Origin of the sequence: Ornithinimicrobium sp. INDO-MA30-4 (assembly GCF_021535045.1) — a bacterium.
Classification (GTDB): domain Bacteria; phylum Actinomycetota; class Actinomycetes; order Actinomycetales; family Dermatophilaceae; genus Ornithinicoccus.
This window is the reverse complement of record NZ_CP091056.1, coordinates 1,237,700-1,252,750: the sequence shown is the minus strand read 5'-3', so window position 1 is coordinate 1,252,750 and position 15,051 is coordinate 1,237,700. Positions and strand designations below refer to the sequence as shown.

12 protein-coding genes and 5 pseudogenes are annotated in these 15,051 nt (G+C 62.0%); 11 read left to right on the top strand and 6 right to left on the bottom strand.

The genetic code is table 11. From position 1 onward, the window contains the following. Positions 1-116: 116 nt before the first annotated feature. From L0A91_RS19765 to L0A91_RS07155, 7 genes and pseudogenes are all read left to right on the top strand, one after another. Positions 117-413: pseudogene (locus L0A91_RS19765) on the top strand (amidohydrolase); the annotation flags it as partial. Between the two features lie 166 nt (positions 414-579). Beyond that, on the top strand, positions 580-1,314 hold the full coding sequence (locus tag L0A91_RS18740; RefSeq protein ID WP_311198093.1) for a M20/M25/M40 family metallo-hydrolase: 735 nt from the start codon (positions 580-582) through the stop codon (positions 1,312-1,314). A gap of 337 nt (positions 1,315-1,651) precedes the next feature. Then, positions 1,652-2,593, top strand: coding sequence for a BMP family ABC transporter substrate-binding protein (locus tag L0A91_RS07175; RefSeq protein ID WP_311198092.1), 942 nt, complete (start codon positions 1,652-1,654; stop codon positions 2,591-2,593). Positions 2,594-2,711: 118 nt separating this feature from the next. Continuing rightward, a complete protein-coding gene (locus L0A91_RS07170) occupies positions 2,712-4,301 on the top strand; it encodes an ABC transporter ATP-binding protein (protein ID WP_235246394.1) in 1,590 nt (529 codons plus the stop codon). A gap of 56 nt (positions 4,302-4,357) precedes the next feature. Next, complete coding sequence (locus L0A91_RS07165; RefSeq protein WP_220123096.1) at positions 4,358-5,554, top strand: ABC transporter permease; 1,197 nt, start codon at positions 4,358-4,360, stop codon at positions 5,552-5,554. Continuing rightward, positions 5,551-6,848 (top strand): annotated as a pseudogene (locus L0A91_RS07160) (ABC transporter permease). The gene L0A91_RS07165 and the pseudogene L0A91_RS07160 overlap by 4 nt, the downstream one beginning before the upstream one ends. A gap of 72 nt (positions 6,849-6,920) precedes the next feature. Further along, a complete protein-coding gene (locus tag L0A91_RS07155; RefSeq protein ID WP_235246393.1) occupies positions 6,921-7,313 on the top strand; it encodes a cytidine deaminase in 393 nt (130 codons plus the stop codon). Here the strand turns inward: L0A91_RS07155 and L0A91_RS07150 are convergent. Together L0A91_RS07150 and L0A91_RS07145 are read right to left on the bottom strand one after the other, a co-directional pair. Next, positions 7,310-7,585, bottom strand: coding sequence for a hypothetical protein (locus L0A91_RS07150; protein WP_235246392.1), 276 nt, complete (start codon positions 7,583-7,585; stop codon positions 7,310-7,312). The genes L0A91_RS07155 and L0A91_RS07150 overlap by 4 nt on opposite strands. After that, positions 7,582-7,959 (bottom strand): hypothetical protein, encoded by a 378-nt coding sequence (locus tag L0A91_RS07145; protein ID WP_235246391.1) that lies wholly within the window; start codon positions 7,957-7,959, stop codon positions 7,582-7,584. Before L0A91_RS07145 ends, L0A91_RS07150 begins: the two co-directional genes overlap by 4 nt. A 37-nt stretch (positions 7,960-7,996) precedes the next feature. Here L0A91_RS07145 and L0A91_RS07140 point away from each other — a divergent pair. Next, positions 7,997-9,280, top strand: a pseudogene (locus tag L0A91_RS07140) (thymidine phosphorylase). Between the two features lie 29 nt (positions 9,281-9,309). Further along, positions 9,310-9,696 (top strand): SdpI family protein, encoded by a 387-nt coding sequence (locus L0A91_RS07135; RefSeq protein WP_235246390.1) that lies wholly within the window; start codon positions 9,310-9,312, stop codon positions 9,694-9,696. A gap of 75 nt (positions 9,697-9,771) precedes the next feature. Here the strand turns inward: L0A91_RS07135 and deoC are convergent, their stop codons facing one another. Next, positions 9,772-10,329, bottom strand: a complete 558-nt coding sequence (gene deoC, locus L0A91_RS07130; RefSeq protein WP_311198088.1) for a deoxyribose-phosphate aldolase — start codon at positions 10,327-10,329, stop codon at positions 9,772-9,774. 285 nt (positions 10,330-10,614) lie between these two features. Here deoC and L0A91_RS07125 point away from each other — a divergent pair. Next, positions 10,615-11,743, top strand: a pseudogene (locus L0A91_RS07125) (adenosine deaminase). On the opposite strand, the gene L0A91_RS07120 reads toward L0A91_RS07125, so the two are convergent. After that, entirely contained in the window at positions 11,740-11,976 is a 237-nt protein-coding gene (locus L0A91_RS07120) for a hypothetical protein (protein ID WP_235246388.1), read from the bottom strand. The pseudogene L0A91_RS07125 and the gene L0A91_RS07120 sit on opposite strands and share 4 nt — an antisense overlap. Then, positions 11,967-12,614, bottom strand: a complete 648-nt coding sequence (locus tag L0A91_RS07115) for an RDD family protein (protein WP_235246387.1) — start codon at positions 12,612-12,614, stop codon at positions 11,967-11,969. The genes L0A91_RS07120 and L0A91_RS07115 overlap by 10 nt, the downstream gene beginning before the upstream one ends. 573 nt (positions 12,615-13,187) lie before the next feature. On the opposite strand from L0A91_RS07115, the pseudogene L0A91_RS07110 reads away from it, so the two are divergent. Beyond that, positions 13,188-13,705, top strand: a pseudogene (locus tag L0A91_RS07110) (stage II sporulation protein M). Between the two features lie 79 nt (positions 13,706-13,784). Here L0A91_RS07110 and L0A91_RS07105 read toward each other — a convergent pair. Continuing rightward, positions 13,785-15,047, bottom strand: a complete 1,263-nt coding sequence (locus L0A91_RS07105) for a DUF58 domain-containing protein (RefSeq protein ID WP_311198087.1) — start codon at positions 15,045-15,047, stop codon at positions 13,785-13,787. Between the last annotated feature and the right edge of the window lie 4 nt (positions 15,048-15,051).

Below are 15,051 nucleotides of genomic sequence, written 5' to 3'. Positions count from 1 at the left end.
GGCCCACTCAAGTGAACCCTTCATCCGTTGGGCCGAAAGCGCTTTCCGGCGCGGTAAAGTGGAAAGTCCCGTCCTCGATCGAAAATGATGTGCTGAGCCCTGTGTCTGCCGAGCCAATGACCACCGAAGCCAACCTGACAGCGAGCCTGATGGACGCCGTTGACGAGTTGAGCGACTCGTTGCTGCGCTGGCGCCGGGACATTCACCAGCACCCTGAGGTTTCCTGGCAAGAGCACCGTACGACCGGGAAGATCATGGATCGGCTTGAGGGCACTGGCGTTTCGATGCGCACGTTGCCTGGTTCGGGGGTCATTGTTGATTTAGGCTCGACTGAGCCCACCACGCGCGTCGCTTTGCGGGCAGACCTCGACGCACTGCCCCTCGACGAGGGCACTGGCCTGGAGTTTTCATCGGTCAACCCTGGCGCCTGTCACGCCTGCGGTCACGACGTGCATACTGCTGGGGTTTGGGTGCGACCTTGGCGCTGGCCAAGCATCAAGACGAATTGGCTGCGGCAGGCCTGGCCGTCCGTTGCTTGTTTCAGCCGGCCGAAGAATCGATGCCCGGGGAGCGCACACGATGATGGAGGTTGGGGCCCTGGACGGCGTCGACGTCCTCTACGCCGTGCACTGCGACCCATCAATCGACGTCGGCACGGTGGGCCTCAAGGTTGGCCCGATCACGGCAGCCTCCGACTCGGTCCACGTCAGCCTGACCGGTCGCGGCGGGCACACCTCCCGCCCGCACCTGACCCAGGATCTGACGTATGCGTTAGGCAAGGTCATCACGGATGTGCCGTCGGTGCTGTCCCGCCGCCTCGACCCGCGGGCCGGTGCTGCTTTGGTCTGGGGCGCTGTGCGAGCGGGTCAGGCTGCCAACGTCATCCCGACGAGCGGCGAGTGCTGGGGCACGCTGCGCATGCTGGACTCTGAAACGTGGGACACCACGGGCCCGCTGATCGAAGAAATCGTGCACGCCGTCGTCGCCCCGTATGGCGTAGAAGCCACTATCAAGCACATTCAGGGCGTCCCGCCCGTCGACAACGATGCGCTAGCCGTGGCCGCCCTGGAAATGGGCGCTCGGACGGTCATGTCTGACGACGCGGTGCTGCCAACCCAGCAGTCACTGGGTGGCGAGGATCTTGGTTGGTATCTGACGCAGGTGCCGGGCGCCATGGCGCGCCTGGGAACACGCAAGCCGGGCGGGCACACCTACGAGTTGCACCAAGGCGACCTGATCGTGGAAGAAGAGGCCACGATCTATGCGGCCAAGTTGCTGGCAGCCACGGTGCTAGCCACTTCGGCGCGCGACTAGCGACGTATTCGGCGCGCGTTCGATCACGAGAGCAGATTGGATTGTCACACTTTGGTGACATTCGCTCCGGTTTGGTAGCGGATTCAACGTCCGGATACTTACTCGGGGGTACTGTGCCCTGATGGGCCTGCCACCCTGACGGCGCCCAACTTCTGTTCCCTGATCAAAGGAGATCCCCGTGCGACGGGCCTAAAGCTTGCTGCGATCCCCGCAGCCCTCACGCTCACGCTGGCCGCTTGCGGCTCCACCCCTGAAGAAGAGGCAGCAGACGGCGGCGACTCGACCGCAGCCAGCGACGCTGGTGCCGATTTCCAGGCTTGCATGGTCTCTGACGCCGGTGGCTTCGACGACCAGTCCTTCAACCAGTCCGGTGCCGAGGGCATGGAAGCAGCCGCTTCCAACCTGGGCGTGCAGACGACCCTCAACCGAGTCCACCAGCGACGCGGACTACGCCACGAACGTCAACACGCTCGTTGGCCAGGGCTGCAACCTGACCATTGGCGTTGGTTTCCTCCTCGAGGACTCCATCCAGACCGGTGCCGAGGAAAACCCCGACGCCAACTTCGCCTTGATTGACTCCTCGTTCTCGGACGCAGACTTCGCCCCGGTTGAGTTGGACAACGCCAAGCCGCTGTTGTTCAACACCGCTGAGGCCAGTTTCTTGGCTGGTTACCTCGCCGCCGGTATGAGCGAGTCGGGCACCGTTGCCACCTTCGGTGGTATTCAGCTGCCTTCGGTCGCCATCTTCATGGACGGCTTCTCGGACGGCGTTGACATGTACAACGAAGACAACAGCGCCGAGGTTGAGCTGCTGGGTTGGGACAAAGAAGCTCAGAACGGTTCCTTCTCCGGTGACTTCGACAACCAGAGCCAGGGCCAGACCCTGACCGAGCAGTTCATTGCTCAGGGTGCAGACGTCATCATGCCCGTTGCTGGCCCGGTCGGTCTGGGTGCCGCTGCGGCAGCCGAGAGCAGCGATGGCGTCAAGCTCGTGTGGGTTGACTCCGATGGTTACAACACCACCGAATACGGCGACCTGATGCTGACCTCCGTGGTCAAGGAAATCGGCGCTGCAGTCGAGAGCACGATCAGCGAGTCGGTTGACGGTTCCTTCTCCAACGAGCCTTACGTGGGCACGCTGGAGAACGGTGGCGTCGGCATCGCCGAGTTCCACGACTTCGAAGGCGACGTTCCTGCTGAGCTGTCCGAGCAGATCGAAACCTACAAGCAGCAGATCATTGATGGCGAGCTCGTGATTGAGTCGCCGAACGCTCCCTGATTTCAGGGCGTAGTTAACAGCAGCGGCCCGGCCTATGATGGCCGGGCCGCTGCTGTTATCAGTCCCCCTGTCCATCGGTGCGCGGCATTGAGCCCCCGAACGGAAGCGAGCTCAGGCAATGAAGCTTGAACTTCAAGGCATCACAAAGGTCTTCGGATCTTTGGTTGCCAATGACCACATCGATCTCGTCGTTGAACCCGGCGAGATCCATGCCCTCCTTGGTGAGAACGGAGCCGGCAAGAGCACGTTGATGAATGTGCTTTATGGCCTCTATGACCCCAGCGAAGGGCAGATCTTGCTCGACGATGTCCCTCAGCGGTTTAACGGACCTGGTGACGCCGTATCCGCTGGTATCGGCATGGTCCACCAACACTTCATGTTGGTGCCCGTCTTTACCGTTGCTGAGTCGGTGGCCCTGGGCTACGAGCCAGCAGGCCCGGCAGGCGTGCTTGAGATGGCCAAGGCCCGTCAGCACGTGCTGGAGATTAGCGAGCGCTTTGGCTTTGAGATCGACCCCGACGCCAAGATTGAAGACCTCCCCGTGGGTGTTCAGCAGCGGGTCGAGATCATCAAGGCGCTTTCTCGTGACGCGAAGGTCTTGATTCTGGATGAGCCCACTGCGGTGCTTACCCCTCAGGAGACCGACGAGCTGATCAACATCATGGGTGAGCTCAAGGAGAGCGGCACCTCGATCGTCTTCATCACCCACAAACTGCGCGAAGTGCGCGCGATCGCTGACCGGATCACCGTGATTCGTCGCGGCAAGGTGGTCGGGGAAGCCAGCCCAACCTCGACCGAGACTGAGTTGGCCAGCCTGATGGTTGGCCGCTCGGTGAGCTTGGCCGTGGACAAGGAGCCGGCTGAGCCTGGTGATGTTGCCTTCGAGCTCGACAAACTGACCGTGCTTGGCCCGACCGGCACGCCGGTTGTCGACAAGGTCAAACTCAAAGTTGCTGCCGGCGAGATCGTCTGTCTGGCCGGAGTGCAGGGCAATGGGCAGTCTGAGTTGGCTGAAGCCATCCTTGGACTGGCCGACACCGACGGCGGTGCGATCCGTCTGGATGGCGAAGACCTCGCAGGCAAGAGTGTGCGTGATCGGCTGCTGGCTGGCATTGGTTTTGTGCCCGAAGACCGCTCCACCGACGGTGCGATTGCGGACTTCTCGATTGCTGAAAACCTGGTGCTCGACCTTTACAACACCGACGAGTTTTCTCGCGGTGTGAGTTTGAGCCCGAGCAAGGTCGCTGCTAACGCGGATGTCCGCACCGAAGAGTTCGACGTTCGGTTCACCGACATCCACGACAAGATCTCCACCCTTTCCGGTGGAAACGCGCAGAAGGTCGTGCTGGCTCGCGAAATGTCGCGGCCGCTGCGACTCTTTGTGGCTTCACAGCCGACCCGTGGACTTGATGTCGGCTCGATTGAGTTTGTGCACAAGCGCATCGTGGCTGAGCGGGACAAGGGCACGCCCGTGATCATTGTGTCGACCGAGTTGGACGAGGTTGTCTCCCTCGCTGACCGGATCGCCGTGATGTACCGCGGAAAGATTGTCGGCATCGTCGATGTCGCCAAGGCCGGCCCCGAAGGCGTGAACCGTGATGTTCTCGGCCTGATGATGGCAGGCGTTTCGTTGGCTGACGCTGAAGCGCAGATCGCCAAGGATGCCAGCGCAACTACCCCTAAGAATGACGAAGAGGTGCCCTCGTGAGTGACACGACGAACCCGCCGGTCAAGACCGAGGAAGAGCCTCCCGCAGGCGACTCGATGATGCAGCGAATTGTCGCTGGCAACGCACTCATCTCCGTGCTTGCTGTGGTGATTGCTCTGGTTATCGGTGGCTTCTTGATCGCCTTTGCCAATGAAGATGTTCGCGAAGCAGCGACCTACTTCTTCTCACGTCCGATGGACACCATCTCGGCTGCGTGGACGGCCGTGAGTGATGCCTACATCGCACTGTTCCGCGGCTCAATCTTCAACTGGGAAGCCACCACATTTGCTGGTGCGATCAAGCCGCTGACTGAGTCGATTGTCTTTGCCGTGCCGCTGATCCTTGCTGGTCTCGGTATTGCCGTTGGCTTCCGCGCTGGACTGTTCAACATTGGTGCGCAGGGCCAGATCATTGTCGGTGCGATCTTCGCTTCCTACATTGGTTTCGCTTGGGACCTCCCGGTCGGCCTGCACCTGTTGCTGGCGATGATCGGTGGTGCCGTTGGTGGCGCAGTCTGGGGAGCTATCCCCGGTGTGCTGAAGGCCAAATCTGGTGCTAACGAAGTCATCGTTACGATCATGTTGAACTACGTGGCGGTCTATCTGATTAGCTACACGCTGAAGCAGCCAGTGTTTAACCCGGGACGTTCTGGGCAAAAGAGCCCTGCGGTCGCAGAGTCGGCGAGCTATCCTCCGCTGATTCCAGACTGGTTGGTGCCCGGCAACTCCTTCCGCCTGCACTGGGGTGTCATTGTCGCCATTCTGGCCACGATGGCCGTCTGGTGGCTGATGGAGCGATCTACGATCGGGTTTGAGTTGCGCGCCGCTGGTGCCAACCCCAACGCCGCTCGCACTGCCGGTATGTCGGTGGGCCGGATCACCGTGATCACCATGGTGATCGCTGGTGGCCTTGCTGGCTTGGCTTCAACCGCTCAAGTGCTCGGAACAGAAGGGGCGCTGACCGCTGGTGTAGCGGCCTCATATGGGTTTGATGCCATCACAGTGGCCCTATTGGGACGATCTAAACCTTGGGGTGTGTTCTTTGCTGGACTGCTCTTTGGTGCGCTGAAGGCTGGTGGCTTCTTGATGCAGTCGCTGACGCAGACCCCCATCGACATCGTCTTGGTGGTTCAGTCAGTGATCGTGTTGCTGATCGCCGCACCGCCGTTGGTTCGCGCCATCTTTAGACTCCCTGACCCTGACCGCCCACGACGCAGTGCGCGGACCGCAAAGAAGCAGGAGGTTGCAGCATGAGTACCTCGACTGTGACTGAGCCGGTGCCGGACACCGAAGTTGACGAGGCCGTTGTTGGCAAGATCAACTACCGAGCGCCCATCGTTAATGCTTTGGCCGCCCTGATCACCCTGCTGGTTTTTGGCATGGGGCCAACCGCGGACGCTGACACGGCGTTCCAGGTCAGCTCGGGATCAACGATGTTCTCGATCCCGAACATCTCGCTTCCATCCTTGATCACGATCCTGGTGTTGGGCTTTGTCCAACTGGGAGCAGCCGCATACGCCCTGATGTTGGTGCGTGCTCGCCGCACGGTGCCGGTGTGGCTGCACATCATCGTTGGCCTTGCCTTCGTCATCTCCTTCCTGGTGTATGCCGGTGCTGGCCGCTCCTCGGTCATCCCGGTCACCACGTTGCTGGCTGGTGCTTTGGCATTGTCTGTCCCGCTGATCTTTGGCGCGATGTCCGGTGTCGTGTGTGAGCGCTCTGGTGTCATCAACATCGCCATTGAGGGCCAGTTGCTGATCGGTGCATTCGCCGCAGCAGCTATCGCTTCACGATTCGCCTCCAGCTATGCCGGGCTCGTCGCGGCTCCCATTGCGGGCGCCATGGTGGGTGCACTGCTGGCCTGGTTTGCGGTGAGATTCCAGGTCAACCAGATCATCGTGGGTGTTGTGCTTAACACCCTGGTGATCGGTCTGACTGGCTTCCTGTTCTCGACTGTGATGTCGGACGACGCTGCGTTGTGGAACGCTCGTCAGCCGCTGTCGACGATCAAGATCCCGTTGCTGTCCGAGATCCCGATCATCGGGCCGGTGCTGTTCCAGCAGACGATCCTCGTCTACCTGATGTACGTCATCGTCATCGTGCTGCAGTTCATGCTGTTCCGCAGCCGCTGGGGCTTGCGCACCCGGGCCGTGGGTGAATACCCCAAGGCCGCCGACACGGTGGGCATCAAGGTCAACACGCGGCGCGTCTGGAACGTCATCATGGCTGGTGCCATCGCTGGCTTGGGCGGTGCCTTCTTCTCGATCGGTTCCGGTCTGGCCTTTGGTCGCGAGATGTCTGCCGGACAGGGCTATATCGCTCTGGCCGCGATGATCTTGGGCAAGTGGAACCCCAGTTGGCCGTGGTGGCTGCCTTGCTGTTCGGCTTCTCCCGCAACTTGGGCAACGTGTTGAGCTCGATTGGCAGCTCGGTGCCCTCGGAGTTGCTGTTGATGCTTCCGTACATCATCACGATCCTGGCTGTCGCCGGTTTTGTGGGCAAGGTGCGCGGTCCGGCAGCGGCTGGAACTCCCTACACCAAGAGCTAACCGATAACGCTACGGTGGCGGTGCGGGCGACTCTGCGCTTGCGCCGCCACCGCTGTCACTACAGGAGGATTCATGGCAGAACAGATCGAGTGGGAGCCGCTGCAGGCTCGCGCTGTTGAATTGATGAACCGGGCCTATGCGCCTTATTCAAACTTCCCGGTGGGCGCCGCAGGTTTGGCTGATGATGGCCGCATCGTGTCCGGCTGCAACGTCGAGAATGCGGGCTATGGCGTTGCGCTGTGCGCCGAGTGCGGGATGATCTCTGACCTGGTCGGCTCCGGCGGCGGCAAGCTCGTTGCCGTGGTGTGTGTCGACCGCACGGGCGAAGCCATCATGCCGTGCGGCCGCTGCCGTCAGATCATCTCTGAGCATGGCGGAGATGAGTGCCGTTTGCTCACCCCAGAAGGTGATCTCAGTATGGGCGAAGTCTTGCCGCAGGCCTTTGGACCAGCCAACCTGGCTTAGCCGCTGGTGCCGAGGAGGACTTCGGGCGGTAAGCCGTGCGCCAGCATACGAGCGCCATGCTCGTCGTCGGCGGCCAAAAAGAGCACGGTGCCGCCGATGCCCCGGACGGTGCGGTGCACTGATGCTGCAGTGCCAGCGTCAATCGCTAGTCGGCCCTCCTCGGGGCTGATGAACGCGGGCTCCTCAGGCGACGTGCCGTCGTCGTTCTTCATGCCGACCCGGCCGGCATCCAAGACGTTATGCGACATTGCGCGAGCCAGCTCATCCATCACGGACCGATCCTCCGGCTTGCCCTTTTCGGGGTGCCGAAGGTGATGTCTTGGCCCTCTTGCGTGTAGCCCTGCACGGTGAAGCCAGCCTGCTTGTCGCGGGTCATGCTCGTGTAGGCAATCCCCTGTGAGCCATCCTCCAAGTTCACCTGGGCGGCCAGCGCGAGCACATCGGGGGCTAACCCAACAGCCAAGGTATGCGCCGCAGACAGCGTGATCGCGAGTCGAGGAGTCATCACCACGGCCAAGACTCGGTCGTCGCGCAGCGCAACCAGAGTGGGGAACATCGTGTGTTCGCCATCACTGCGAGTCGCGGCCGAACGCTTAAGGTCATTGACGGGTGGCACGATAAGGGCCATAGCCTGGGCAAGATTCACCCCCGCAGGATGTCATACAGACAAGGAAGTGACGAGGATGTCGCAGCAATTCGACGCAGTCGACGTGATTGGGACCAAGCGAGACCGTGGTGCCCTGAGCACGGCACAGATCCGCTGGGTGATCGAGGCATTCACCGATGGGCGAGTTGCCGAGGAGCAAATGTCGGCCCTGCTGATGGCTATCTTGCTGAACGGGATGGAGCGCCGCGAAATCGCCGACTGGACAAAGGCAATGATCGACAGTGGCGAACGCCTGGACTTCTCGTCCCTGGATCGCCCCACGGCAGATAAGCACTCCACCGGCGGTGTTGGCGACAAGATCACCCTGCCGTTGGCTCCCTTGGTGGCAGCCTGCGGCGTGGCGGTGCCGCAACTCTCTGGGCGCGGTCTTGGCCACACCGGCGGGACGCTGGACAAGCTGGAGTCGATCCCCGGCTGGCAGGCCGAGTTGAGCAATGAAGCGATGATGCAGCAACTCAATGAGGTCGGAGCAGTCGTTTGTGCTGCCGGCGCGGGCCTCGCGGTGGCGGACAAGAAGCTCTACCATTGCGTGATGTGACCGGAACGGTGCAGGCCATCCCGCTGATCGCGTCGTCGATCATGAGCAAAAAGATCGCAGCCAACCCTGGCTCGCTGGTGCTCGACGTCAAGGTTGGCTCTGGTGCCTTCATGAAGGATCTGGACCAGGCTCGCGAACTTGCGCAGACGATGGTGGCCCTTGGCAACGATGCTGGTGTGAAGACCACGGCGCTGCTGACCAACATGGACACCCGCTGGGCCGGACCGCAGGTAACGCCCTTGAGATCCAAGAGAGCGTCGATGTGCTGGCCGGGGAGGCCCTAGCGACGTTGTTGAACTGACCTTGGCCTTGGCCCGCGAAATGCTGGCTGGCGCTGGCCGCGACGACATTGACCCCGCAGATGTGTTGGCTGATGGTCGCGCGATGGACTCCTGGAAGGCCATGATCCGGGCTCAGGGTGGGGACCCTGACGCTAAATTGCCGGTGGCCGCTCACACACGTGATCAAGGCGCCCAGCGGCGGCACCTTGAGCAGCCTGGATGCCCTCGCCGTTGGTGTTGCTGCCTGGCGTCTTGGTGCGGGGCGAGCGCGCAAGGAAGACCCTGTGCAGGCTGGTGCCGGTGTCGTCATGCACGCCAAGCCCGGCGATGAGGTGAAGGCTGGAGAGCCACTGTTGACGCTGCATTCAGATGACGAAGAGCGCTTGCGCGGGCCACCGACATTTTGGACGGCGCATGGGCGATCGCAGACTCGGGAGAATCTGTGCCAAAGCCGGAGCTTATTCACGACCGGGTGTCCTAAGGTTGGGATAAACCTAGTCAGGGGGAGTCATGGACACGGGCGGCATAGTGATCGCAGCTGTCGGGCTGGTGATTGCGGGTGGATTGAGCTTCCTGATCACCAGTCAGGCTGGCAAGGGCAACATCGCGGTGAACTCGGCGATTGGCATCAAGACGAAGATCACCCAGTCATCGCAAGAAGCGTGGGAGGTAGCCCATCGGGCAGCGCTGCCGTGGGTCAAGGCCGCCGCCATCGTATGTGCGTCGGCTGCGCTCTTTAGCGTGTGGGTCGCGGCGCGACCTGAGTCGCTCGATGTCAGTGAAGGTGGCGTGTTTGCCGTCCTGATGATCGGCTATGCAGGTTTGCTCGTCCTTATGGGGCTCGGCGTTCGGGCAGCTCATCAAGCTGTGCGATCCGAGATCGATCCAACGCTCTGATCTCAGGCTTTGCTGGCCCATCAACAGAGGTCACAACCCACGTGGGCTGTGACCTCTTTGGTGCGTATGCGGGGATTAGTAGCCGGTGCCGTCTGCGCCAGCAACGTCCTGGCCCGGCTCGGGGACAACCAGTGTGCCAGCGTCATTGCGCTCGTTGGCACCCTTGAGCAGAGCCACGGTGCTGGAGGTGCCCAATCGGGTGACGCCTTCGGCGACCATTGCCAGCGCGGTCTCGATGTCGCGCACGCCACCGGAAGCCTTCACGGCGACCCGCGCGCCAGAGTTGGCGCGCATCAGACGCACGTCGGGCAGGGTGGCTCCACCGCCGGCAAAACCAGTGCTGGTCTTCACGAAGTCAGCGCCTGCTGCCTCGCTCAACTGGCAAGCGGCGACCTTCTCTTCGTCAGTCAGCAGAGCGGTCTCCATGATGACCTTGACCAAGTAGCCAGCCTCGTGGCCAGCCTCAACGACAGCCGCGATGTCGGCCTGGACCTCTTCGTGCTGACCGCCCTTGAGCCGGCCGATGTTGAGGACCATGTCGAGCTCGGTCGCACCGTCAGCAATAGCCTGCTTTGTTTCGGCGACCTTGGTCTCGGTCGAGGTGGTGCCGTGGGGAAGCCGATCACGGTGCATACCCGCGTCTGGCTGTCAGCCGTTGCCTTGGCAGCAAGGGCAACATCGCTGGGGCGAACACAAACCGACCAGATGTTGGACTTGGCCAACTCAGCGGTGGCTTCTTCAACCTCTTGCGGCGTCAACTCAGGCTTGAGCAGGGCGTGATCGATGAGATCAGCAATCTGCTGAACGGTCAGTGTGGTCCCAGGGTCATTTCACCATGCCCCCACCTTAGACTCAGGCACAAGCCGGATGGGAGAGTGTCGCTCCACCTATCCCTGCATCGACAAAAGGCGGTTCTTCATGACTGATATTTCTGTTCTTCCTAAGGTCTCCCTGCATGACCACCTCGATGGTGGATTGCGGCCAGAGACCATCATCGAGTTAGCGGCCGCCTGCGGCTACGAGGGCTGCCGACCACGGACGCTCAGGCGCTGCGCGAGTGGTTCCTCGAGAGCGCAGGCTCAGGCTCCCTTGTGCGCTATCTCGAAACCTTTGAGCACACGATCGCCGTGATGCAGACCAAAGAGGGCCTGTCTCGGGTCGCTCGCGAGTTTGTCCTCGATCAGGTCGCAGATGGCGTTGTGTATGCCGAGTCGCGTTATGCCCCCGAGCAGCACCTGTCGGCTGGCTTGACCTTGACGAGGTCGTCGAAGCCGTCAACGACGGATTCGCGCAGGGCATGGCGCAAGCCAAGGAGAGCGGTCACCCCATCGTGGTCCGTTCACTGCTCACTGGTATGCGGCACGCCGAGCGCTCGCTCGAAATCGCTGAGTTGACGGTCAAGCACCGCGACGAAGCGATAGCTGGCTATGACATTGCGGGCGCCGAAGATGGCTTTGCCCCGACGCTGCACCTGCCGGCCTTTGAGCACCTGCGCAAAAACAACATGCACTTCACCATCCATGCTGGTGAAGCCTTTGGCCTGCCGAGCATCTGGGAAGCCGTGCAACTCTGCGGTGCCGAGCGGATTGGTCACGGAGTCCGACTAATTGACGACCTGAGCGTCGACGGAAATGCCATTGATGTGAGCGCCAAGCCAGTCGCGCAGTGGAGCCAAGCAGAGTGTGACGCGGTTGGGGCGGGCTCGCTCGCCTCGTACATCCGTGATCGTCGTATCGCTCTAGAAATGTGCCCGAGCAGCAACCTGCAGACTGCCGCTGGTGGCGCAACGACCATCGCATCCCACCCGATCACGCTGTTCCACCGGCTGGGCTTCCGCGTCACCCTGAACCCGGATAACCGACTGGTGAGTGGCACGACGATGAGCCGCGAGATGCAACTGCTGGCCGACGAAGCAGGCTGGGGTCTGGATGACTTCGAGCGTGTCACCGTCAACGCGATGCGCTCAGCGTTCCTGCCGTATGCGCAGCGCAAGGCCATCTTGGACGAGCAGATCGTGCCTGGCTACGCCGCAGCCCGCAACGGCTAATTGCGGCAGCATGGTCCACCAGGGCTGTTGCCGGAGGGACGCCAGAGCTGAGGTGGTTTCGGCTGCAGCGGGTCGGCGCCGAGCACCCGTGCTCTCAGGGCATCGTCGCGTTGCAGCCGGACCTCGTCGCGGCGTCGACGCTCGGCCTGCACTGCCCAGAGGAATTCAGGTGCTGGAGTCCCAGCCGGTGGTGGTGGCGCGACGAACTCAAGCACGTCGTGGGCTAGCGACATGGCCAGTTGATCGCGCTGGCCGGGGCTGATGGATGCCGAGCCTGCCAACAAGGTGCGAACAGCGACTGCCAGGCTGATCGGCAAGGCAGCAACGTCCGCGCTCTGGGCCCACGCCTGAAGGTGTGGCGGCGTTTGGACGGGCGTTGGATCGCTGTCCTTTGCCGGACGCGCACGACATAGGTGCCAGCCGCCAGGTCGCCAAAGCGCTTGCCTTTGCGGTTGGTCGCTGAGGCGATGACGGCGGGAACCCCCAGGGTGAAGTACATCTCGAAGGGCGCAGCGAGCGCCCGAGTCAACGCGTGGCGCATGCTGATGGGGCCAGCATCGTCTCGAACAACCCGCAGCCCTGTGGCCCACTTGCCGAGGGAGCGGCCCTTGGTGAGCGTTTCGAGAACAGTAGGCAAAACCACGACCGTCGTGATGTACAAGATGAGGTTCAAGGCGCTTTGAGCGGCCGGGTCGAAATCGCCACCGATTTGAGCCCAAAGAAATAGCCCGGCGACAGTCGCGCAAAAGATGACGAACGCATCAATCAATGCACCCCCGATGCGAGCGGGGAGGGGCGCCGCGGGGATGTCCAACTCAACGGCCTCAGACGTGACATACCCGCGATCGGCCATGATGGATTCCCTGGGCATGCGCTCAGACTATCTCTTGGAGGCATCGCGGTGAGGGGCTGGATACTCGCCTGTGGATGCCTTATCGCCCGCCGCCTTCACTGGCTACACTTCAGGACGTGGACCTGGATGCTCTCATCACCCGACGCCGTGCTGGCTGGGCGCGTTTGCGTGAACTTTCCCGCGTGCGCAGATTGACCGGTCCACAAACGGATGAGTTGCTCGCCGAGTATGCGCAGACTTCAACGGACCTGTCGCAGGTGCGGTCCTCAAGCCCCGATGCCGCGATGGTGTCTCGGCTCTCGGTCCTCATTTCGAACGCGCGGCTGTCGATGGTCGCACCGAGCGGCAAAGGCATCGCCGCCGCTGGCGAGTTCTTTGCCGCGAGTTTTCCGGCGGCGCTCTATCGGATGCGCCGCTGGTGGATCACCGTGGCCTTGGTCAATTTCGCGATTGCCGTTGCGTTGGGCGCCTGGCTCGTTTACAACCCGGTGATTGAAAACACCTTGATCAGCACCGCCCAAGTGCAGCAACTCGTCAACGCAGATTTTGAGAGTTACTACTCCGAGAATCCGCCTGTGAGTTTTGGCCTTGGTGTTTATCAACAACGCGTGGGTCGCGGCCCAATGCATCATTTTTGGTGTCTTCGGATTCCCCGTCATCTGGGTGCTGTGGCAAAACGTGGCCAACGTAGCCATCGTTGGCTCGTTGATGCATGCCAACGACCGAGGTGCTCTCTTTGGGGACTGATCGCGCCGCACGGATTGCTGGAGCTCACCGCCATCTTTGTCGCTGGAGGTGTCGGGCTGCGGCTGTTTTGGTCGTGGGTAGAGCCTGGGCCGCGCACCCGACTGGCCTCGTTTGCTGCCGAAGGTCGCACTGCCGTGGGCATCGTCTTGGGCCTGATCCCGGTCTTCTTTATCGCCGGCGTCATTGAGGCATTCGTAACTCCGTCGCCGCTGCCCACCTGGGCTCGGGTTTCCATCGGCGTCCTGGCGTTGGGCCTTTTCTTGACGTATGTCTTCACGCTGGGCCGCAAGGCGCACCTTGCCGGCGTCACCGGAGACCTAGACCGGGCATCGCTGGGCGATGAGTTGGCCGTCGTCGACTAATGCGTCTAGAGCAGTCCGCGAGCCTTGAGCGATAGGTGGTGGTCGGCCAACCGTGGTGGCAGCGTCTCAGGGTCCCCGCTCACCGTGTCGCAGCCCAATCGAGTAAGGGCGTCGGAGGTTCGCTGAGCCAGCGTTTGCGAGCGGGCGGCACTGGCTGCTCGATACGTCGCGTCAACATCGCTAAGGTCAGATAGCGCGTCCTCAACAGCGGGATCGGCCAAGGAAGCAATGACCACTCGGTGCCGAGCCGTGAGGCTAGGCAAAACCGGAAAAGCCCGGCCTCGATGGCAGAGGGCTCAAGTGCGGTGAGCAGCACAACAAGCGAGCGACGGCCCGCCGATTTATGGACCTTGGCGGACAACAGCTCCCAATTGGCTTCTAACAGGCTGGACTCGACAGGAGCCATCATGGTCACGACGGAGTTGAGGAATTGGGTCCGATCCGTCCCAGGGCTCACGCTGCCGCGCATCGCTCGGTCGCCAGCCAGCACCGTGACGCGGTCACCGGCTCGGCTAGCGAGAGCAGCAAGGAGCAGGGCGGCATCCATGCTGGCATCGAGACGAGGCTCGTCACCGACTCGAGCAGCGCTGGTGCGAGAGGTATCCAGCACGATGATGACGTGGCGATCACGCTCTGGTTGCCACGTTCGGACGACGACATTGCGGCGTCGAGCAGTGGCGCGCCAATCGATGCTGCGCACATCGTCGCCGTCGACATAGTCGCGCAGCGAGTCAAACTCGGTGCCTTGACCGCGCGTCCGCACCGCTGAGCGGCCATCGATTTGTCGCAAGTGCGCCAGCCGGGACGGCAGATGCTTGCGTGAATTGAACGGAGGGAGAGCCCGGATGACTCCAGGCACGAGGATGGCACTTTGCCGGGCACCCAGCCCCAGTGGGCCTAGAGTCCGAAGGGTCACTCGGTCGGTGAGACGGTCCCCGCGCCGCGTAGGAATGGCGACGGTATCGAACTTTCGTCGCTGTCCAGCGGGGATGTCCAGGGTATGCCGGTTGTCGACGAGCCCGGTTGAGGGCACCCAGGCGTCACGCAGCACGCCCCGCACCCTACGGTTCTTGGGGTTCGTCACGAACAGCACGGTTGAGGTCTCTTGACCAGTGCGCACCTGGGTCACGGGCACGCCGTTGGCAGTCAGCGCGTTTGGCGCCGTCGCGGGTCCAACTCGTTGCACCTGCAGAGATGTCGGGGCAGGCGCCAACAACACATCGAGGGCCACCACCACGGCGACAAATAGCGTCCACCACAAGACCACGATCATCTCGCTAAAAATGACGATCGGAACGATGCCAACTAGGAGCAGCCCAGCGGCTGGCCACCTCAAACTCATCGCT

Bases quoted from the DNA above. Each gene is read 5' to 3' on its own strand.
- L0A91_RS18740 (WP_311198093.1), top strand. From the start codon at position 580: ATGATGGAGGTTGGGGCCCTGGACGGCGTCGACGTCCTCTACGCCGTG.
- L0A91_RS07170 (WP_235246394.1), top strand. From the start codon at position 2,712: ATGAAGCTTGAACTTCAAGGCATCACAAAGGTCTTCGGATCTTTGGTT.
- L0A91_RS07165 (WP_220123096.1), top strand. From the start codon at position 4,358: ATGATGCAGCGAATTGTCGCTGGCAACGCACTCATCTCCGTGCTTGCT.
- L0A91_RS07155 (WP_235246393.1), top strand. From the start codon at position 6,921: ATGGCAGAACAGATCGAGTGGGAGCCGCTGCAGGCTCGCGCTGTTGAA.
- L0A91_RS07135 (WP_235246390.1), top strand. From the start codon at position 9,310: ATGGACACGGGCGGCATAGTGATCGCAGCTGTCGGGCTGGTGATTGCG.
- deoC (WP_311198088.1), bottom strand. From the start codon at position 10,329: ATGCACCGTGATCGGCTTCCCCACGGCACCACCTCGACCGAGACCAAG.
- L0A91_RS07120 (WP_235246388.1), bottom strand. From the start codon at position 11,976: ATGTCGCTAGCCCACGACGTGCTTGAGTTCGTCGCGCCACCACCACCG.
- L0A91_RS07115 (WP_235246387.1), bottom strand. From the start codon at position 12,614: ATGCCCAGGGAATCCATCATGGCCGATCGCGGGTATGTCACGTCTGAG.
- L0A91_RS07105 (WP_311198087.1), bottom strand. From the start codon at position 15,047: ATGAGTTTGAGGTGGCCAGCCGCTGGGCTGCTCCTAGTTGGCATCGTT.